This is a genomic window from Bacteroides muris (ex Fokt et al. 2023) (assembly GCF_024704895.1).
In the GTDB taxonomy this organism is placed as follows: Bacteria; Bacteroidota; Bacteroidia; order Bacteroidales; family Bacteroidaceae; genus Bacteroides; species Bacteroides muris.
The window spans coordinates 18,587-41,391 of the sequence record NZ_JAMZEE010000037.1; the positions used below are offsets into that span (position 1 = coordinate 18,587).

The 22,805-nt window shown below is 41.7% G+C and carries 8 protein-coding genes and 2 pseudogenes; 8 read left to right on the plus strand and 2 right to left on the minus strand.

Translation table 11 applies throughout. The features are described 5' to 3' along the window. Nucleotides 1-4: 4 nt before the first annotated feature. The 6 genes and pseudogenes from M1B78_RS13760 (at nucleotide 5) to M1B78_RS13785 (ending at nucleotide 17,677) form a co-directional block, all read left to right on the plus strand. Nucleotides 5-8,959: a DEAD/DEAH box helicase gene (locus M1B78_RS13760; protein ID WP_257940967.1), complete on the plus strand. Its 8,955-nt coding sequence runs from the start codon at nucleotides 5-7 to the stop codon at nucleotides 8,957-8,959. 11 nt (nucleotides 8,960-8,970) lie between these two features. After that, complete coding sequence (locus M1B78_RS13765) at nucleotides 8,971-10,911, plus strand: ATP-binding domain-containing protein (RefSeq protein ID WP_162222909.1); 1,941 nt, start codon at nucleotides 8,971-8,973, stop codon at nucleotides 10,909-10,911. A gap of 163 nt (nucleotides 10,912-11,074) precedes the next feature. Continuing rightward, a complete protein-coding gene (locus M1B78_RS13770) occupies nucleotides 11,075-11,317 on the plus strand; it encodes a hypothetical protein (protein WP_121736956.1) in 243 nt (80 codons plus the stop codon). Further along, nucleotides 11,305-12,595: pseudogene (locus M1B78_RS13775) on the plus strand (sigma-54-dependent transcriptional regulator); the annotation flags it as partial. The gene M1B78_RS13770 and the pseudogene M1B78_RS13775, both read left to right, overlap by 13 nt. A gap of 862 nt (nucleotides 12,596-13,457) precedes the next feature. After that, a complete protein-coding gene (locus M1B78_RS13780) occupies nucleotides 13,458-14,828 on the plus strand; it encodes an ATP-binding protein (protein ID WP_121736957.1) in 1,371 nt (456 codons plus the stop codon). A gap of 59 nt (nucleotides 14,829-14,887) precedes the next feature. After that, nucleotides 14,888-17,677, plus strand: a complete 2,790-nt coding sequence (locus tag M1B78_RS13785; protein ID WP_257940968.1) for a TOTE conflict system archaeo-eukaryotic primase domain-containing protein — start codon at nucleotides 14,888-14,890, stop codon at nucleotides 17,675-17,677. 156 nt (nucleotides 17,678-17,833) lie between these two features. On the opposite strand, the gene M1B78_RS13790 is transcribed toward M1B78_RS13785, so the two are convergent. Both M1B78_RS13790 and M1B78_RS13795 read right to left on the minus strand, forming a co-directional pair. Next, complete coding sequence (locus tag M1B78_RS13790; RefSeq protein WP_257940969.1) at nucleotides 17,834-18,844, minus strand: tyrosine-type recombinase/integrase; 1,011 nt, start codon at nucleotides 18,842-18,844, stop codon at nucleotides 17,834-17,836. Nucleotides 18,845-18,975: 131 nt separating this feature from the next. Further along, complete coding sequence (locus M1B78_RS13795) at nucleotides 18,976-19,917, minus strand: helix-turn-helix domain-containing protein (protein WP_257940970.1); 942 nt, start codon at nucleotides 19,915-19,917, stop codon at nucleotides 18,976-18,978. A gap of 693 nt (nucleotides 19,918-20,610) precedes the next feature. On the opposite strand from M1B78_RS13795, the gene M1B78_RS13800 reads away from it, so the two are divergent. Both M1B78_RS13800 and M1B78_RS13805 read left to right on the plus strand, forming a co-directional pair. After that, nucleotides 20,611-22,296, plus strand: a complete 1,686-nt coding sequence (locus tag M1B78_RS13800; RefSeq protein ID WP_257940971.1) for an ATP-dependent nuclease — start codon at nucleotides 20,611-20,613, stop codon at nucleotides 22,294-22,296. Nucleotides 22,297-22,478: 182 nt separating this feature from the next. Continuing rightward, nucleotides 22,479-22,658, plus strand: a pseudogene (locus M1B78_RS13805) (helix-turn-helix domain-containing protein); the annotation flags it as partial. Nucleotides 22,659-22,805: the final 147 nt, after the last annotated feature.

Below are 22,805 nucleotides of genomic sequence, written 5' to 3' on the forward strand. Positions count from 1 at the left end.
ATTTATGGCTACGATAACTCTTCAACAATACGCAAACCTAAAGAATGCCTCAATTGATGACATTCTTATCTATGCATCACGCAAGGGTCTTTTCTTCCCGAAAGCCCCCGAGCATGTGATTGACGATTCTGACCTTAGTCGGCTGGAACCTTCAAAGAGTTCGGTCAACTCTTCTGCTTCACCATACGAAGAGAGTAATGCCTTTACTTTTGAGAAGTTCCTAGACCAGAATTATGCAGAAGCCAATAAAGGTAAGATGTTTAAAGCCATAGCGTCTAAGGTATTGAACTATGGTGTATACGTTCAGTTTGATGGACATATAGGCTTTATCAAATTGGATGAACTGGCTTGGGGATTTCATAATGATGCAACAAGACTGATAAAAGAGGGCGATGAGTTAGATGTTGTAATCCTTGAATTCAAGAGCAATAAAATCCAATTAAGCAGAAAACAACTTTTGACGGATCCGTTGGTGGAGAATGCAGACAAGTTTCCTGTAGGCATGGTAGTTGAAGGTACCGTAGTAAATACTAATAAAAAACTTGCATATATAGATGTAGGCTTCGGCATAAGTGCAGACTATAAACTGACCAAAGAGTTCAAACTGACTGAGGGTTGTAAAGTTTCATGTGTGGTTACGGATATCAACATGTCAACCCATCGTATGAGTGTAATAGTTCAAGAAGTTACATCTCAGCCAACAAGTACGATAACTGTAAAAAAGAAAACAGCTCCAAACGCATATGAGCCTATTATTGGCTTCGTCAAGTTCTTTGACACAAAGAAAGATTTTGGTTTTATACTGGCAAACAACTACGGTGTTAGTTGTAATGAAACTGAACCTAATAGGATTATTGGCTTCTATCTGACGGGGAGTGAATGGAAATCTGATTCTTATCCAAGAGATAACGAATGGGTCATTTTTACTCCAAAATCGGGCCGTAGAGGCTGGAGTGCAACTGATGTCAAGCGAATTTCACCCGACTCGCATACTCTTTTAAAAGCCTTTGAGTACCGCGGTAAATTTGCTAGAATTGAGGGCTTTGACCAAAAGCACGATTCATACAACATAAATGTTATAAATAAGGTTGTTAGCATCCTTGCGAAAGACGGAGTTAATCAAATTATAGTCAATACACTAACTGACTATATAGAACTCAGCAATGCAGACCAACGTGACGCAATAATTGACGAACTGGTTTCTGATAAAGACACACGAAACTGTCTGTTAAACATAGTTACAAGTGGCATTGAGTTGAGTGAAACTGAAGGTACTGTAAGTCTGCGTAACAAAATGATATCATCTGTATTTGAAGAAGATTCGTATGATACAGATGTTATAGTCAAGCTGTGGAATGCAGGATATGATTTAGCAGACTATTTTAACGAATTAAGATATGCTCTGAACTTGTGGGCAGAATCAGATTCAGGTAAAGGCTGCAAATTTCTGGATGCCATCAAGTTGGAAGGCTTTCAGAAGTTATATTTGGAAGAACATCTGCCACTAATCAACGACAGTCTCTTATTATTGCTACGTAAGGTATTTGATGAGAAGAACCTTCCTTCAACACTTAAAGAAAGAATACTCAATGCACGAATGACAAATAGCAACTTGGATTTGTCCGATGTACAACAACTATGGACTTCCGGTTATGACTTGTCGGGCTACTATGATGTTGTCAGGACTCTTATAGCCAAGAGTCTGGATGGACATAGGACGGAGTTAAGAACCTTTCTTGGCACTATAAAGTTGGAGGGATTGTCAGTTCTGTATTCATCGGACACCTTAGGATTCAGCAGCAATGATTTCATATTATTTCTTCGTAGTGTATATGGCAAAAAATTTGCTGAATATCTTGCAAAGGCAGAAAATCTCAAGGATGAATATAAGGTTCTTTGCTTCCTTGATATCGTAGACATAAATTTACTGAACCGTATCTCATCTTGGGATGCGGTTGCAATTTGGTGCAATACACTTAAGCCCGCTCAAATGCTTGACTTTGTCAAGAATTATGTTGCGGTAGCCAATTTTGAAAACGAGAACTTCCTGGAGAAATTGGATGCCAAGCTAGTTGTAAACGCAATTAAAACAGCCGAAGAGACGGAACAATATCAACTGCTTAAAGTTCTTCCTGACGATTACGCTAGGAATCTAGTTATAGAAGAGTTTGTTGAAACAAAGCTCTACAAGCAATTTGTGAAGGAATGGTGGAATACGGAAAAGGCTGAGGTACCCTACGTTGTATTTGACCTTGAAACGGATGGCGAAACAATCAAAGAGTTCGCCTTTCTTAAGGAGGATAACATGCGCAGTTATGAATCGGAGGATCAGCTCCGTTCGTTAGGTCGTGCTTTAAATCGGCAGGATATCGTAGTAGGACATAATATCAAGGAATGGGATTTACCTATTCTGGCGAAGAAAGGAATCACAACCAACCAGTTTGTATGGGATACGCTGGAAATTGAGATCCTTCTTAACCCATGCCGATATGCCTATTCTCTACACACCAAGCACAATGCAGCGGAAGATACAGAACTCACCAATGAACTGTTTTGGAACCAACTATATCGCCTGTCAAAAGACAAATCACTTTGTGATAGCTTGAGAGATTTCTTACCAGCGCAGATTAACAATATTCTTGCCACTCTTCAGCAGGATATATATGCTGAATACTTTAAGAAGACTGCTAAAACATCCAAACAATTCTTTCAGGAATTGCGTTCTCTTGACTCAGAGGTGGAGAAAAAACTCAAAGAGATTGCCAAGCTGGGCACAGTAAGTAACTCTGATGCGGAGCGTGTGCTTCTGATTGCTCCAAAAAGTCTGTGGCCAAGAATAGCGCAATATATACCTGTGCAATATCCTTCTGACGCAACCGAAGACTACAAGGAAATCAACAGAGAAGTCCTAGATGAACATCCGTTAAACAATAAGTTGTGGAACTGCGTGCTAACACGTTTCTGTGACATATGTGCTACGCCACTCTTCTGCAACTTGGCTCAGTATCTTCGTGTGGAAAACGAGGGATCAAGTAAGATTACATTCACCGAAGATAGTTTGGCAGAGTATCTTACTAAGCCGAAGAGTAACATAGATTGCATTGATATCGATTCGTTCTCAGACAAAAAAATATATGATAACAAGTATGCTCGTATTTTTACCATAGGTGCGGAGCTTCAAGACCGCGTCCATAAATGCAAGGAGGCGAAAGAATGGAGTTTCAGAGAACTTATTGACAAGGAATGTAAGCTTCCTATGTCAATGGCTTCGAGTAACATTGCATTATTGACAGATGCAGATAAGACAAAACTTGGTATTGTTCAATCAGAATTAACAGCAAACGTATGGGCAGAAAGACAATCTAATGGTAATTTCGCCATCTATCAGAATTTTCAATATCAGAAATATAGGAATGCGTTCTTAACTCATTTCGCCCCTGTGATGCCCGAGTTGGTGCCTTGGAAACTAAAGGGACAAGATGTTGCCGATTCGAAGCTATATATGGTAAAAAGTCAGGGCACTACGTCGTTAGATGCTCCATCTTTCAGGGTAAGTCCTGCCTCAACAAACAGAAAAGCATATTGGAATTACCAAATGACTTTACTGGCGAAGATACATGAACAGAATCCATTGCAGCCACTGATCTATATAATCAATGACGATAAAGAACTTGGTAGTGTAGAGGAATATGCCCGTAGTTGTGGATACTATGTACCTGCCACAGGTAGTGGCTTCCGTAAACTAGAGTATATTGGTACCCGCAGCAATGGTTTGGTAGTTATTACAAAAGAACAGTTCTTGGCAGGAATTGGTAATTATCGCTCTGACAAGGCGTTCTGTTACGTATGGGACAATATGGATATTGACCGTTATCTTATCATGTGGGACAAACTTCCATTCGAAGGAGACTATGAGGATGGTGCAGAAAGTGATGAAGATGAAAAGTTCAAACGAACAACGGCTAGACAGTGCATACTGGCAGCATGGCCTATCTTTGAGCATTACTGCGCATTGGTGATGGCCAACCATAAGGACACCAACTTTTATATCATAGACCCATACTTTGAGGATTATTCTGGTCTGGCAAAAACTTGTCACGCCAGGGCTTCCGTATTCACTCTATGGAACAATGAAGAAGTTTATCGTGAATCTTTAGAAAAGGCAGGATTGTTCTTCAAGGACACACGTGGTATTGAAGAGCAGCTTGACTCTGCGTATCTCAAGAAAGTAATACTTGACAGTTGGGGATATGAAGATTGGAGAGAAGGTCAGGAACCTATCGTTAAGCATATGCTTGAAAAGAAGGGAGATTGCATAATTTCTATTCCTACAGGAGGTGGCAAATCCATTTTGTTCCAAGGTCCTGCGCTTGCTCGTGCCATGACTTCAAACAGATTGACACTTGTAGTGAGTCCTTTGCGAGCTCTCATACAAGATCAGGTCGAGGAACTGCATGCGAAAGGGTTTGTCTGCAACGTAGATTACCTTAGTGGTGACCGTATGCAAGCTGAAACGCAACAAATTTACCGCAGAATTCAATCAGGTGAGATAGCTTTGCTGTATATCACTCCTGAAAGATTCCGTGTGCGTTCGTTCATGGATGTTCTTTATCAGAGACTTCAAATGGATAGGGGTCTCGAATATGTAGTTTTCGACGAGGCGCACTGTATTTCTCAATGGGGACAGGATTTCCGTCCTGATTACAGGAATGCGGTTCAGTGGTGTGTTGACATGAAAAATAGCAAGAATGAATTTGATATAATGGTTGCCATGTTCTCTGCCACTGTGACCACCCAAGTCGAACAAGACTTCAAGTCGTATTTCCCTGACATTGTACGACTGGGGCAGAAATCTGAAGAGTATAATCCTATAAGAAAGCATATTAGCATTTCTTTTTCCGTAACAAAGGGAAAGAACAAGAAAGATCAAGGACATGACCTTACGGCACGTGTAAATGCCATTAAGGACTACATCGAAGACAACAAAATCGATTTTTCAAAGAGTTGCATGCTTGTATTCTGTCGTACTCATAACGAGTGTGAAGATACGGCAGAAGCACTGAATGAACTATGTAAGGCTGCGCCTGAAGGTTCTTTATTGGCTTCTTGTGCTGAGCATATCAGCTTTTTTCACGCAGGCCTAGATTCAACCCAAAGAAGCGATATCTATCGCCAGTTTAAAAACGCAGAAGAAGATCATGTGCCAGAAGACGAGCGCATAAACATACTTTGTGCGACAAAAGCCTTTGGTATGGGTATGGATATTCCCAATGTCCATTATGTAGTGCATTACAACCCACCAGCAGTCCTGGAAGATTATCTTCAGGAGGTAGGTCGTGCTGGTCGTGATAAAGGTATGTATGAAGCTGCTTTTCCTGACCGTAGTCAGATTCCGGCTTTGTGTATAACCTCTCCTGATGATTTCAGACATTTGAAAGATCTATTGGTTCGTAGTCAGATGAGTTGGTCAGATTTAACTGATTGCAAGGATAAAATTTTGGCGTTCATTCGTAGATTCAAAACAATTGAGCAAGTAAAACTCAATCCAATAGTTGTGCCATATAACATCTGGATTAAGAATGAAGAAAACGGCAAATTTCTAGATACAACGGCATCACGTCTTGCGTTCCATTGGCTGGAGCATATTGGATATGTTAAGTTGAAGTACCTCGACTTAGCATATTTTGACATGACTATATCAAATAGAGAATTTCCTACTCAGAGTCAGAATTCAATTAATCTATTTGGAACATCTGTCGGGTATGGCAGACGGTATCAACAAACGCCTTCTCACGAGGCAGCTAAGCTGGTGTTCGATTATCTGAAGCTACATGCTGAGAAGTTGGAAGAGAATTTCACTTTTCCCATTTCTGAGATGCGTAGGAGCTTTAAGCCGTATAAGCTTTCGTTTGTCAAAATCATGAATGCCATTCTGGATTGTATGAAGTGTAATCTCCTGACACTAAACGAACAGATGCGTTGTGAACTTAAGGCGCGCCGTTATGGAGAGACGAGATATATGGTCAAGCATAACCAGAATATTTTCGCACTTCATATCGCAATGGATGGAATACGGAAACTGTTGTCTGATTGCAAGATAGGTGTGGAGCGAGAACTTGATATGAATGAGCGTGAATACATTCAACGTCATCTAATGGATGAGGTCAATTATGATGGACTCTTGAAAACAGAGACTAAAAAACGCAGAAAGAAAGAAGAGACTATAATATATATGCCATGGAAGGATGAACACAGCAATCCTCCCAAAGGCTGCGTGACCAAGGCCGATACCTTTAAGAACGATATACAGAAAAGAGTTGCCGTGGGAATGTTTAACATCCTGCGATATGTACCAGGTGTGACCTTTCGTATAATAAAGACGGAAGAGGATGTGCTGTATCATATTATGGTGAAGGATGAGCGTTGGAAGGATTTTGTCGATAATATGGAAACTGATTGTTTGGAATGGCTTCGCTTCATCACAGAAAATACCGGAGCATTCTGTTGGGCAGAGAAGTTGCTGGAAATGAACTTTCATGATGATGGTGATAAGTTCGGATATTTCGACAAACTGCTTTCAGTTCTTGAAATACTCTCATATATAGAGCACACTCCATTGATGAATACAGGTATAGAGGTTCAAGCCACAGAGTTCACAGAATCTCCTATCGATGAAGGTATTGACGAAAAGTCACCCATGCACGATTATCGAAGAGAATTTGATACACTTGAGAAAGTAAAGAAGGTCAGACTCACTGCAATGAATATATTCTCTATGCTTCCAAGTGAAAAGCAAAGCGAATATATTCGTAAATATTTTATGTGCAGAAACTATGAAGATTATTTGGCCTTGGTGGGCGACTATGCACCTGAAAATTCCAACATCCTTAACGAACTTACCGAAGAGGCTTTGAAGATGGAAGAAGATAGACTAAAGGGCAACCAAGAGCAGCTGAGCATATACAATCAGCCTCGAAACGTAAATGTGAATGTACTTGCCGGACCGGGGTCTGGTAAGACACATGTCCTTACACTGCGCTGTGCCAAACTTATCTACAAAGAACATGTAGTGCCGAGCCATATTCTTGTCTTGGCATACAATCGTGCTGTGGTTGTTGAACTAAGGAATCGGCTGGACAGTTTGTTTACCAAACTGGGATTGAGTCGTATCGGGCATCTGTTGCACGTACATACATTTCATGCACTTGCAAAAATCTGCATGGGTGGAAAATTAGACAATCTCCCAACAGAGTTGTGGGAACAACATTTTCTTAATTTTGTAAGGAATGACGCTGCTGCGTTTCAAGCTATATTCCCCCAAATTGAGTATGTGTTGGTTGATGAGTTCCAAGATATTACGAATCCACGTCTAGAAACATTGTTTGCTATCCATAATTTGTTTCCAGATGCGAAATTCTTTACTATTGGTGATATAAACCAAAGTATCTATGGCTTTGATAGAGTTCCTAAAGACAATTGTGGACGACCTATAAGTTTAACGCCTGAACAGTATGCACAGGTATTGAATCCTCAACCCTATTATGATAGGCTGAATAACGCGTTGGCTCCTGTTCAGTTGGGTATGTTCACGAACTATAGATCATACCAAAAGATTTTGGATTGTGCTGCAATATTCATTCCAGAAGAGCGTAAGCATAATCTTCCAAAATCTTCTGCAGAACTCATGAAACATGAGCCACAAGAGCCATATACAATATTCACAGATGCTAGCTCGGCAGGTTCATCATGGAATGAAGATCTGCCTTCATTTGTTGCCAATGTATTGCAAAATAATGAAAAGGCTAAGATAAATGGTGAGGACTATAAAATCTTCAAGACCATTGCTGTCTTCTTTAGGACAAACAACGAAGTATATCAAGGTTATGCCTTGATAAGAAACACTCTGCCTGATGGTGTAAGAATCAGAATACAAGGTGCTAGTGTTTGTGAACTTTGGCGTGAAAGGGAAATTTATAGCCTGATAGATTTGCTGCAAAAATATCCTGCAATAGAATTAGAATCAGAAACAGGCGAACGTATGAAAATTTATCTCCAAAAGCTAATGACTGATCATCCTTGCTGGAGCCAGTTCTACATCGACATAGCCTACACTCTTGTGCTAAACTATCTTGAGTCTATTAGAACGGATGAAGATGTCCATACATATGGAGATCTTGCATTGTATATTATGGATGTAGCAGGAAATGATGATGGCGGTCAGGTGTATAAGATTTATGACAAGTTCAAGAATGAGCGTATACTTAAAGAAGATAAACTTACTATCATTCTTACAACGATGCACAAGGTTAAAGGCCTTGAATTTGATGCGGTTATTATAACTCCATCATATATCGGGCTACCTTTGAAACTACGTCGTGTATATCAACCGGGTCAAGCCATAGTAATTGATGATGCGGCAGATATAGAAGAAGAGCGAAGGCTGATGTTCGTTGCTTATACTCGTGCAAAGAAATATCTGCATGTGTATAAGGGAGACCGAGAATGTGCCTTGGAGCAGAGTAACATTTATACCACAGATAATCAGTCTGAGGCTCTTATCTTTGAGAAAGAACCTGGTCTTGATAAGTATTATTTGTCGTATACAACGTCAGATGGCATGCAACAACCTGGTGGATGTGCAGAATACATAGAAAAAGAAGTTAAAATAGACGATCCTGTTAATATTGTACGTTATTCTAAAGACGGCAAATACTATCTATATCATAACAATCACTATATTGGCCGTTTGTCGGGTGGAAGTAGAATAGCCAAGATGGCCAGTAAAAATAATCTCGCATGTATTAATGGTTTTTTTGTTAGCGACATAAGTGTTTGGAGATTGGAAGACAGTGAAAAAGCAGATAAAAAAAGTGGTACAGATTTTACTCGAAATTGGCAATCAAAAGCTCGTGGGAAAGGTTATGTACTTATTGTACAGATAGCAGGTATTGGACAATAAAGCAATAAGTTATGAATCAAATAAAAGAAAGGCTACAGAAAGACTACAATCTTGCGGTTGTATTCTTTAATGACAAAGATTATGAATCTTTCTTCGTTCACATACGACCATCCATTGAACTTATCTGTAAGTTTATTATTTTGGATACAGTCGGTGATAACGAGGATGGACATGATGTCCTTGAAGGTAACCAAGTAATCATTGGGGGCAGAGGTGTTGAATATAAAATCAAAATTGATAATAATTCCCGTAGACCTACAGGGAGTGCTTTGGCCATAGTGGCACAGAATGCACTTTTCTATAGCCATAAGGAGCTACAAGCCTCTTTTCTTGACAATGACAAAAAGAGAGTCAAGAAAGGCATTGAATCCTATCGTAATGTATTGATGCAGCTATATAGTGTTGCGAGCGAACTTGGAAGTCATACTGGTAGTTCAGGCTTGTCTTTAGAGAGCCAGGCGAACTTTTGCGCATCATTTTTTGAGGGTTATTTTGATTTTTTAAAGACAAATAGACTATTGTCAGCTGATAGCATAAACTTTCTTTTGGATTTGAATGGTTTTTTATCAAACAACTCTAACCATGAAGAAATGGAGAAAGTTAGATGCGAGTATGAGAAGGCTATTCAAGAAAGAGACCAAAAGCAAGAACAGATAGAACAACAGAATAAGCAGATTGCAGAGCAAAAGGCTGAGCTTGAAAAATTAGATGCTTCTGCAAAAACGGAGAAGAATCGTACTGATAAATTGTCAGAGCAACTTGAGAATACCCTCAGTGAGTTAGAAGCACTAAAACAAAGAATAGCAGAGTCAGAATCAGACACGACTTTTGATACCATCTCTGTACCAAAAGCCTCAAATGTTGTTGATGACGAAATAGAACATGATGCTGAAAAATCAATTGAAACCCCTATAACTCTGTCACAAAGATTAAAGGGATGCAATACGAATTGGCCTGTAGAAGAGGAATCTTTGGATGATGACCAACTTGATCTTATTGACCATACAATCAATAGTTCAATGTTGGTGTCAGGATGCGCCGGTAGCGGCAAGTCAGTCATTGCGATGCACAAGGCTGCTCAAATAGCAGGTATGGGCTATTCGGTTATTCTGATCGCCCTTACAAAGTCATTGACTGGCTTTATGGGAGTTGGCTACACCTCGCAATCATATAAATTCTATTATCACTATCAGTGGAAATGGTTGGGAATGCCATCTGCCGACTATATCATAGTCGATGAAATTCAAGACTTTGAGCTTAAAGAAATTCGGGAGTTTATGAGTGCTGCCAAAAAGCATTTCCTATTCTTCGGTGACTCAGCTCAGTCCATCTATACTCGTTTTGGTAAAAAGACTCTCTCTATTGAGGCAATTTCAAAATTAACTGGACTTAAGGAACTGAAGTTATACAACAACTATCGACTGCCAAAAAATGTTGCTCAAATAACTCAAAAATACGTTGGTGTTAATGTAATGCCATATCAAGAGAAAGTATATTTGAATAAGGAAAATGATTTTCCTCATTTTATACATTATAATTCTTATGAAGACCAAATAGAGGCAATCGGAAAACTTATAGAGCAATATGATGGAAAATCAGTTGGGATCTTGCTCTACAGTAATGAGTTAGTACTTAAAATGAGTGAAGCATTGACAAAACGTGGTCTCAATATAGAATACAAGTGTAAGACTGCTGCAGATGACAGACGAGGACAAGGCAATCTTCATTTTACCAATACTTTACCAAAGGTGTTGACATATCATAGTGCAAAAGGATTGCAATTTGATGTGGTAATAATTCCAAAATTTGAAGGTGCGATTACAGAAGAACAGCGAAAATCACTCTATGTTGCCATGACACGTACAATGCATCATCTCTATGTCTTATATAGTACAGATAAACTTGCAGAACCACTAGATTTAGTTCCTGCCAATTATTATAAAAAAATTTAGTGGTATATGCAATGATACGAGGACGAATAGTAGCAATTGTTTTACTGTATAGAACAAGAGCATCGGACAAAAACACGTAAGTCACATTGACCTCTTGCTCCTGCTTGCCTTCGGCAACAAGCGGCGTGCATTGGAAAAGCTGGCGACTACGACATAAGCAGTCATGGAGGAAGTGCGCAAGGCAGCGGAAGCCAAGAACATGGAAGCGTTGGATAACTGGGTACACCATCTAAGAAGCTCATGGATGCTGATAAAGGCGGAACAGCCGCTGAAAGTACTGTATGATGCCATCCATAAGGAGAGCGTATCGGATGAAGAATTGAATGCAGCCGTCGGTGCTGTATTGGCACAAGGCAAACTGATTGTAGATTTGGCAAGGAAGGAGGCGGAACGATGGGACGGATAATCGTGGTAGAGGACAATCCCGTATTTGCCGACTATGTATGCCGTCTGTTGGCAAGCAAAGACTTCCAAAGTGTCAGCACTTTCAACTGCAATGACGCACGGAAGCTGTTTGCCAAGATGCAGGAGGATGACATCGTGCTTGCCGATATGCGCCTGCCCGACGGTGATGGTATCGCCCTGCTGGCAGAACTGCGGAAACAAGTCAGGAACAATCCCTACATTGTCATGACCGAACATGGCGACATTCCCATCGCCGTCCGCTCGTTGAAACTGGGAGCGGAGGACTTCATTCCAAAGAACCTGTTGGAAATGAACCTGCCGCCCCTGCTTCGCAGCCTGCAAAAAAGGGCGGAACAGCAAGACGCGCCCATTCTTGAACGTACCAGCGAAGCGTTCAGAAAGATATACGACAAGATAAGGCTAGTTGCCCCCACGAACATGAGCGTCCTGATACTGGGCGAGAGCGGCACGGGCAAGGAACACATCGCCGAAAAGATACACGCAAGGAGCAAACGGACGGGAAAGCCTGTTGTGCCAGTTGACTGCGGCCTGCTGTCAAAGGAGCTTGCCGCATCCGAGCTGTTAGGGCACGAGAAAGGGGCGTTCATGGAAGCCGACAGCAAGAGACAGGGCGTTTGGGAAGATGCGGATGGCGGCACGTTGTTCCTCGACGAGATAGGCAACCTGCCATTGGAAGTACAACAGATGCTGCTCCGCGCGTTGGAAGCCAAGCGGTACAGACCCACGGGCGGCAACAAGGACAAGAAAGCCGACGTGCGCATCATTGCCGCCACCAACGAGGACTTGCAGACAGCCATTGCCGAAAAGCGTTTCCGGGCAGACCTCTACCAACGGTTGAAGGAATATACCATACAAATACCGCCATTGCGAGAGTGCCGCGAGGACATAATTCCATTGGCGGACTTCTTCCGGCAACTTGCCAACGAGGAATTTGAAAAGCAAGTGAAATGCTTTGACGCGGAAGCAAGGAAACAGATGCTCGCCTATACGTGGGGGTGGCAACGTGAGGGAACTGAAACGAGTTGTTCGCATGGCGGTGCTGCATACCGAAGGTGGTACGGTTATAGCGGACAAATTAGAATTTGACGAAATGCCATTGGCAACCAATGCTTCATTGGCACTAAACGATATGGAGAAGAAACAAATCATCCATGCCTTGGAACAGGCAAAAGGCAACCGCACGTTGGCGGCGGCATTGCTCGGCATCGGGCGTACCACGCTTTACAACAAGATAAGATTGTACGGCATAAAGTACAAGGAATGGGATAGGAACACCGCAGGTTTGAATAGGTTGCCCGACTTCGGAGGGGCAACCCGGCGGCAAGGTTTTCGGAGTAACCCGAAACGTTTTGAGTAACTCAAAACATACCTTGCTGCTGCCATTTTCGGCAGTAACCGAAAAGCCTTCGGGTAACCCGAAGGACACCTTGCTGCTTTCTCGTGAAAGCAACAATCCGCCAGCAAACGGATTGGAATTTGTGCTGTTATTCCGGCTTCCAAAGCATCGTTTCCCGATGCCTAAGCTGCCCAAAAGAAGAACCAGAATAAAATTGATGTGCAAGTCTGAGCTATATTTGAGAATGCAGGGAATGAAAGTCGGATTTTCATCCGCCCGAAAAGCAGACAATAGCGTCAATTCGATGCCAATCTGTGCCAATTACAGCCAAATCTGCCTTAGACACCAATAGGGAAATGCAATTTTAGAAAAATGTATCTTCGCTTGTTTACAAACACAGAGAACCAATGGTTTGCGAAAACGATGATGAACGGAAACGGCCAATCAAGAAAGCAATTCCATACAGATAGGAAACAACATAGTTTCAATGATGTGCTGGTTTACTGGCTTATTGTTGTGTTGTCGTACTGGTTTACAACAGCGAAACATCAAATAAAGGTTTCAGCAATGGGGTGCGGATTTAGATGGGTAAAGTTTGGATGATGTAAATCGGTGGCACAATGTATTCGCCTATCAATGTGGCGATATACCAATGTCAAACGACTGATTGAAATAAAAACATCCTAAAGTTCTTTTTTTATCCAAGAAAAAGTGTACTTTTGCAAACGTAATAATCTTGAATATGTGAAATATCAATGCAGCAATAAAAGTGAATACGTGAATTATGAGAAGAAAAATATACAATAAACTGTTGGAATGGAAGAAAGACCATAAGGGTGATACCGCCCTTTTGATAGAAGGAGCCAGACGTATAGGAAAAAGTTATATCGTGGAAGAGTTTGCGCGTAAGGAATACACGTCTTACATTCTAGTGGATTTCAGCAAGGTTAATCCGCAGGTGATGGAGTTTTTCAATCTTTATTTGGACGACCTCGACATGCTTTTCATGAATCTGGAGCTTTATTTTAGGCAGAAGCTCACACCACGTCAGACGAAAGACGAGGAAGCCCGTTCCTTAGTCATATTCGATGAAGTGCAGTTTTGTCCACGTGCCCGTGCAGCCATCAAACACTTGGTGGCAGACAGGCGTTATGATTACATAGAGACAGGCTCGTTGATTTCCATCAAGAAGAATGTCAAGGACATCATGCTGCCTTCTGAAGAACATGCCATCGAAATGTTTCCGATGGACTTTGAGGAATTTCTGTGGGCTATGGGAGACGAGATGCTGATGCCTTATATCCGGATGCGGTTTGACAAACGCCTTCCGATGGAGGCTTTCCACCGTCGGGCAATGGATTATTTCCGGCAATACCTGATTGTCGGGGGTATGCCGCAGGCTGTCGCCAAGTATGTGGAAACGCGGGATTTTGAAAAGGTGGATGAGGTGAAGCGTGACATATTGGCTCTTTATCGCAATGACATTCACAAATACGCCGACAATCAGGAAACCAAAGTTGCCGCTATTTTTGAGGAAATACCGGGCCAATTGCAGAAACATGAAAAGAAGTTTGTCTTGTCAGCCTTGCAGAGCGAAGCCCGTATGCGTGACTATTCGCAGGCTTTCTTTTGGTTGAGTGACGCCAAAATCATTAACTGTTGCTATAACTCAACAGAGCCGAGTATCGGGCTGAAACTGAATGAAGAACGCACCACGCTGAAATGCTACATGGGCGATACCGGACTGCTCATCAGCCATGCTTTTGACGAGCGAGGTATTGTCAGTGCCGACCTGTACCGGAAACTGATGTTTGACAAACTGGAAGTGAACGAGGGGATGCTGGTGGAGAACATCGTAGCGCAGATGCTTCGTGCAGCAGGACACAAACTTTATTTTTTCAGTAACAGTTCCCGGACATCGGCAGACGACCGCATGGAGATTGACTTCCTGATAGCCAAACCTGTAACGACCAGCAGGCATAATATCTCACCGATAGAGGTGAAGTCCGGGCAACGTTACACACTGAATTCATTGAGAAAGTGTATCGCCAAGTATAGTTCCCAGTTATCCACGCCCTACGTGCTTCACGACAAGGATGTGAAAACAGAAGATGGCATTGTGTACCTGCCTTTATATATGACACCGTTGCTTTGAATGATATGGGAGGAAAGCCTACATACCAAGAACTGTTGGCGGCATACAACAAACTTCTTATGGAAAATGAGCTTCTTCATAAGGAGATAGACAGACTACAGTCTTTGCTAAGCAGCAACGGTGCGTCTTCGACATTGCCTGCCATGAAGCAACATTTGTCTTTGGAAGAAAAAGTAGATGTGTTCCGCAATCTGTTCAAGGGACGTGAAGATGTCTTCGCGCGGAGATGGTACAGCCGGACAAGTGGGAAATTCGGCTACCAACCAGTATGTCGGAACGAATGGGACAGGCAATTATGCGACAAGAAAAGATTTAAATGTACGGAATGCCCCAACAGGTCGTTCAAACCGTTGGAATACGAGGATATATACCGACACCTTGAAGGGAAAAGCCCGGACGGGCAGGATGTAATCGGTGTCTATGCCATTTTTGCCGACAATACCTGTAACTTCTTGTGTGCAGATTTTGATGATAAGTCCTGCGAATATGGATACCAGAAAGATGTGTTAGCGTATGTGGGTGTCTGCAAGGATTGGGGTGTTCCTTGCTTCATTGAACGCTCCCGTTCCGGGAACGGCGCACATGTTTGGATATTCTTCGAACAGCCGTTGCCTGCATCCAAGGCACGAAGGCTCGGAAATATGATATTGACGGAAGCTACAGAAAGATACGGAAGGATGAATTTCAAATCATACGACCGTTTCTTCCCTAATCAAGACAGGTTGCCCGAAGGTGGGTTCGGTAATTTGGTAGCATTGCCATTGCAAGGCAAAGCCCGCAAGGAAGGGAACAGCGTGTTTGTGGACGAAAATTTCATGGTTTACGAAAACCAATGGTATTTTTTGCTTGAAATAGAACGGATATCCGAAATGGCGGTTGACGCTATATTGGCCAAACATGAAACAGCTTCGGAATTGGGAGAGTTGTCCACCACCAGCGAATCGAAACCATGGGAAACACCTGTACCTCAAAAGATTTCTCATAATGATTTTCCTGCCAATCCCGTTCTTATACGTTCCAATATGTTGTACATTCCCTTGCAGGGATTTTCGGCAAAGGTTATTAACCATCTGAAACGAATTGCATCGTTCAAGAATCCGGAATTTTATGCCAGACAAGGTATGCGGCTGTCCACTTACAACATTCCCCGCATCATTTCATGTGCCGATATGGGAGACGATTATATTGCCTTGCCCCGTGGATGTGAAGATGCGGTCGTTGCCCTTTTGGAAGGTAACCAAGTCGCCTACCGTGTGGAAGACAAGACCAATTATGGAGAAAATATAACCGTAGAATTCAAAGGGAAACTCCGTGAAGAACAGAAAGCGGCCATAGCCAACTTGATTGCCCATAACAACGGAATATTGAATGCCACTACCGCATTTGGTAAGACGGTCACTGCCATCGGCTTGATAGCAGAACGAAAAATAAACACGCTGATACTTGTGCATACCAAAGCTTTGTTGGACCAATGGAAATCCCGTTTGGAAGAATTCCTGCAAATAGACTTTACGGAAGATAACCTTCCCAAGAAGCGTGGTCGTAGAAAAGCCTTTTCACCGTTCGGCACATTGGATTCCAAGGGAAATTCACTGCATGGAAAAATAGATATAGCCTTGATGCAATCCTGTTTAGAGGACAACGGTGTGAAACATTTTGTCCGGGACTATGGCATGTTGATAGTGGATGAATGTCATCATGTGTCAGCGGTGAATTTTGAACGGATATTGAAGTATGCCAATGCCCGCTATGTTTATGGACTGACAGCCACCGCAATCCGAAAAGACGGACATCAGCCTATCATCTTCATGCAATGCGGCCCAATCCGTTATTCGGCAGATGCAAAAGCTCAAATGGCATCCCAAACATTCACACGCCTGCTTGTTCCCCGCTTTACTTCTTATAGAGAGTTGACGGATGAAAAGTCCACTTATGCCCGGATGGTTCAGAAAATGGCTGATGATGAAAATAGGAACGGACTTATAATAGAGGATGTATGCGTGGCTCTGAAAGAAGGGCGTTCACCAGTTGTACTGACCAACCTCACCGCCCATGTCGAAACATTAGCAGGCGCGTTAATACCACACTGTAAACATGTCATTACTCTTGTCGGTTCCGAATCGGCAAAGGAGAAACGTCAGAAAATGGAATACTTACAAGACATATCATTATCGGAACCGCTTGTTATAGTGGCAACCGGAAAATATGTGGGTGAGGGTTTCGACTATCCCCGGTTGGACACTTTGTTCTTGGCATTGCCTGTCTCATGGAAAGGTCTCATCGCGCAATATGCCGGACGGTTGCATCGGGAATACCCGGGTAAGAAAGAAGTCCGGATTTACGATTACATTGACATTCGCGTACCGATGTGTGATGTCATGTACAAGCGTAGATTGAAAGGATATGCGTCTGTCGGCTATCAGATCAAGTCAAATGCACCAATGGACTTGTTCAACGAAAGTCATAGCGTGATTTTTAATGGACATACATTCCAAAGAGAGTTTTTCAATGATTTGTTCAACGCAAAACACTCGATTGTCATTTCCGCTACAAAGCTTTGGTTTGCCAAACATTCATCTGTGCTTGATACATTAAAAGGCATATCGGCACAGGGTGTGGAGGTTGTCACTTTTATCAAAAACGATTTGGAAAAGGAAAAACAGTTAAAAGGAACAGGAGCAAGTATCAGAGTTAATGACGCATTGGTTATTGACGTTGCAATCATTGACAAATCCTTGATATGGTATGGCAGTATAAACTATCTTGGTTACAACACCGATGAAAACAATGCCATACGCATTTATAATTCAATATTGGCAGAGAATATCATAGAGATGCTTTATACTTAACTTTATACTTAACGTGAACTTTTCTCCATTTTTCAGAGGAATAACTTTGGTAATAAAGGATAAAAACACTACTTTTGTAAGTGAGAAAAGCGTTCTTTTGATTAGTGCAGAACATTGCAGAATATAGAAGCCCGCTGGTTTCTATATCGTTACCTGTCAAGCTGATAATCTTTGTAAGTTTCTTGTTTTCAATGAGTAAGAAGAATTGATGTGTCTTGTGCAATGGAATGTTATCTTCTTGGTTATTCCCGCTGTCAAGAGCCACCGTTTCAGCGGTCCTTGCAGCATCTTGTCCTTGAAGTCGTCAAAGATAAGCCCCTCGCACCGTTCCCCAAGCAGTCCGTAGGCTTCATCGCTGATGGGGTTGTGTACAATCTGTTTGGTCTTCTGCATACGGGTGGTCACGAACATCTTGCCGTTGGTGTACGGCTGTATCTGCTGCCAAGTGAGCTGCCTGATGTCGCTCTTTCTTAGTCCGGTCAGACAACCGAAAAGGAACGCCCTTTTCAATACCTCTTCCTCACAAGGCGTTTCGGCAAGCCGTATCAGTTCCTCTTGGCTCAGATGTTCCCTCATGGTGGGAATGCACTCGATGCGGTCTAAGAATCCGTTTGGGTTCTCCTTTATCTTCCTGTCCCGGTAGGCGGTGTGAAGTACCGCACGGAAAGCCGACCAGTAGCCCGCCGCAGAATTGATATGCAGCTTTTGGCTGGTGTGTATGGATTGTGGGGCGTTAAGTAGATATTCCATGAACTTGCGGCACAAATCCACGTCCACCTCCTCAAAGGTGCATTTGCCGTTCACGAACCGCTCGAAATGTTTATAGACGTGCTGCCACTTGATATTCTTCCTGTCTGCCAACCCCTTGAAGTAGGCGAGGAAATCGCCTTTCATCTTGGCTTTGTCAAAGAAGCCGTTGTTCTCGTTGAAGATGGCTTCATAACGCCTATTACGCAGTATCTCCGCTTTTTTCATCATGCGTGCGTTGAAATCACGCTCCTGCTGGTTGGCAGGTTTGGCGAAGATGTAAATCCCAAGAGCTTCACGTGTAATCACCTTCATGGTGGTGTTGTCACGGTAGCCGGGATAATAGTCCAAACACAGCGAATACTGTGTTCCGTTCTTAATCTTGCGCTTGCGCAAGGTAACTGTCTTGCATTTGCTCATATTGATGATGTTTTAAGTTGTACATTTTCGGGGGTGTTCCCGTGTTTACGGTGGCAAAGGAACAACGTGAAACAACCGTGAATACCTCCACGACAATCATTTTGAAATAATTTTCCGGCAATGTCGGTTGCTCACGGTTGTTTCTCCCTTTCAGCCATGACACGCTCCACATCGGAGCGTAAAAGCAGGTTTTTCACGCCTACTTTTATCTTTTCGATGTGCTTCACCTTGACGATATGGCAGATGTTGGCGGAGGAAAGCCCGTAAATCTGCCGGACTTGTTCCACAGTGTAGTAGCGTTCATCGTTCACGAGGTCTGTCCTGCGGAGTTCGTCCAGATGGGATTTGGAGTAGTAGGTGCGCCCGTATTCTCTTTTGGTCGGTATCTTGTGGCGGTAGGCGTATGCCCGGAGTGCGCACGGCTTCATGCCGAACAGTCCTTCCGCTTCTTCAATCAAGAGCCAGTCGGTGATATTGCTTGTGTCAACCGCCACACCGAAGAACTCGTCAATATGCTTCTTGCTGTAGTAGTTCTTTCCTGCAATGCGGCAGATGGGGATGCGGTTGCGCTTGGCGGTGGTATAGAGCCACGACTGCCTGACCTTATAAAGGGACATCACCTCTTCACTGGAATAGAAGTCCAGCACTTCATCGGCTTCCTTTTCCCTCTTTTCTTTTTTGGCTGGTAAGGAAGATGAAACGGATTTCTTCGGTGAGGAAGTGCTGCCGGGCAGGACGCGGTGGTAGGGATTGCCCTCCAGCATCCGCTCAATGTCGGCTCTGCGGATAATCGCCATGCGGTTGCTGATGCGTGAGGCTTTCAGCTTGCCGGTGGCTACTAATTTATAGATGTACTGTCGGGAACAGCCCATGAGCGTGGCTGCTTTGGAAAAGGTGAGATACTCCTGATGCTGTATCTCCATGAGTGGCAGGGAGACTTTGAAGAGGTTATTCTTCTGCGCTGTCCTGGCTCGCTTGGCTTCCGTCTGACAAGCCTCGCTGCAATACCGTTGCATACCGCTACGGGTTACAAACGGTTTGCCGCAAAATTGGCATTTCTTGGTTGTTTTCATACTGCTTTATCGTTTACTTGTTCACTTCTCACTTTGTATATTCCTGAAGTGGTGAACGGATGTAAACAGCAGTCAACCGTTGTCGCATTTCCACACGGTGTGACTGTCGCTGCATATCGGAGCGGAAATTGTCGCTCATCGTAAACGGTTGTAAACCCTTGTCAACTCTATGCACGATGTGACAAAAAATAAGCCCCGCAAATTCTCCACGTCAGAAATATGTCTCAAAAATATGTGGAAATTTGGGAAGCATCAAAAAGCAGCCGAAATGTGTTAAATATTGGAATATGTTGGCAATTAAAGGTTTATACTTGGATATTTCTGACTGGTTTTGGTTATTTGGGCGTTCTAAATACAATAATATTTTGTATATCTCAATGGAAGGTGAGCTTCAATGACCTATTGTCAAAGATTTGATATGTCAACTATTACTATGATGGTTGATTATTATGAGAAACTAACAACTAATGAATCATGGATATACTCAATGACGAATCTCTGAAAATCAGCTCATTTCTAACGACATTGGATGAACTTACAAATACCATTCCCTACAAAACAGAAGGGATACGAGGAAAATACTGCAAATCTGACAGAAAGGGAAGATTCAGTATCGAGAATTAAAAATTTCTACGCTCACTTAAATATGAAAGTGAATTATAACAACTATCTTTGCAAGAAAGAGCATATTGTATGAAACTAAAATCATTTACAACAAAACAAGGGAAGAATGTTTCGCTAACTAAGATTGCAATCTTTGTTGGTCCAAATAATACGGGGAAATCGCAAACGTTACGTGATATTCGAGAAAGATTAGAGAATGGACAAAAGAGTAAGCCTGTTATCATCGATTCTTTTGAATTTGATGCACCATCTTCTATTGAAGACTTCTATTCAGGTCTAGAAATTAAAGATAGTATACATAACATTGGATATAAGACTGTATTTGGAATAAAAAGTGATCTTTTATCAAAAGACTCAATGGAGTTACATATACCAAGTTTGGAGTCTGATTTTCAAATAAATAAATCATATAACTATATTCTAGGAAATATAACGAAATATAGAGTTGCTAATTTAGATTCATCTACCCGTCTAAATCTTGTTTTATCAACATCTTCATTTAATCCGAACTTGGATATGCCATCAAATTTAATTCAGTCGCTATTCTTAGATGAAAATAATGAATTATTGCTTATAAAAGCATTCAAATTAGCTTTCGATATGGATATAAAACTGGATTATAGCGAACTCATTTCTTTATGTTTACGTGTTGGTAAAGAACTGCCCAAAATTCCTGAAGACCCTCAGCAAGCATGTAAAATCACACAGTTTTTGCAAAAAATAGACACTCAAGGAGATGGATTTAAAAGTTTTGTAGGAATAATATTAGGGCTATTATTTTCGAAAGATCGTATTATTCTTCTTGATGAACCAGAAGCTTTTCTTCATCCAGCACAAGCACGCTTTCTTGGCAAATGGATTATTGATAATTCTGATTTGTTTCAAGGGCAACTTCTAATATGTACTCATAATTCTAATTTCTTATCGGGTGTTTTGTCGAGCGATAAAAAAGTGGATATTTTTAGATTAAATAGGCATGACAATATAACAGAATATAATTTACTTCCACCAAATGCCACTGATAATCTATCTAAAAGCCCGATACTGTCTAGTCAGCGAATAATTGAGGGGATTTTCCATAAAGGGGTGGTTGTGTGCGAGGCTGACGCAGATAGAGCTGTTTATCAAAGTGTAGCATCTGTCGAACACATGTCTAATCAAGAAATTCTTTTTATACATTCTCATAACAAACAAACTCATAAAGATGTTGCAAAATTACTTGTTGAAGCCAAAATACCTGTTGCCCTGATTGTTGATATTGATATCTTCAATGGTGACACTGATTTGAAAAATATACTTGAAATACTTGGAGATAATTTAGAAAATGTAGATTTACTAGAGAAAAGAAAAGTAATAGCAGCGTCTGTTAATAAAACCAGTGAAAATGAGATTCTTGAACACGTAAAAAATGAGATTAGATTATTTTTGGAACAATTAGAAAGAGGAGAACATACTTTGAATGGAGCTAAAAGCGCATATAAAAGGATAGAAAAAGAATTCACGTCATGGAAGGATGTTAAGGATAAAGGAATCATTGGTTTGTCTTCTGATATTCAACCAACGGCTATCGCTTTGATTAATGATTTGAAAGCAAAAGGGATTTTTGTTGTTCCTGTTGGTGAGTTAGAGGGATGGATGGACTTAGGAACTAAGAAAAAAAACAAGTGGATAATTCCTGCCTTAAATAAGATACATTCACGAGGTTGCTCTCCAGAATTAAGGGATTTCATTAAAGAAGTCTTAGCTTTTTTCTGATTATTTTTTTTACATTATTATCTTTGGTATAATAACTGCTTTGATACTGATTTCTACTAAAATATACTAGTACACCATATTTCAGTAATTCATAGCGGTTTTCAATACGACTAGATAGAATTTTCATATCATTATTCACCTTTTGATTGGTGATTTTGGCGTAAATCGGAATCATCTGAATCTTCACCAACAAGGAGGTGTCGGTACGGTTGAAGGTAAGCCTCCAGACACTTCAAGATTACCGTAACGAAGGGCGCATAGCCTATATCCAGTTGGGCGGTAAAATCCTCTACCGTGAATCCGACATCGAAAGGATGCTTGCTGACGGCTACCGCTCCGCCTATCGGCTGACAGGCACATGATTTTCTTGAAAGAGTGCAGTTTGCCGTCTGCCCATGCTTCGGCAGCAATGGAACTTCGGCAAAAAGAAAAGTAAACGTCCTATTTTCCGCCTTGACGCTGATTTAATATAAATATACCTTTGTGGCAAACTTGAAATTTACAGTTAT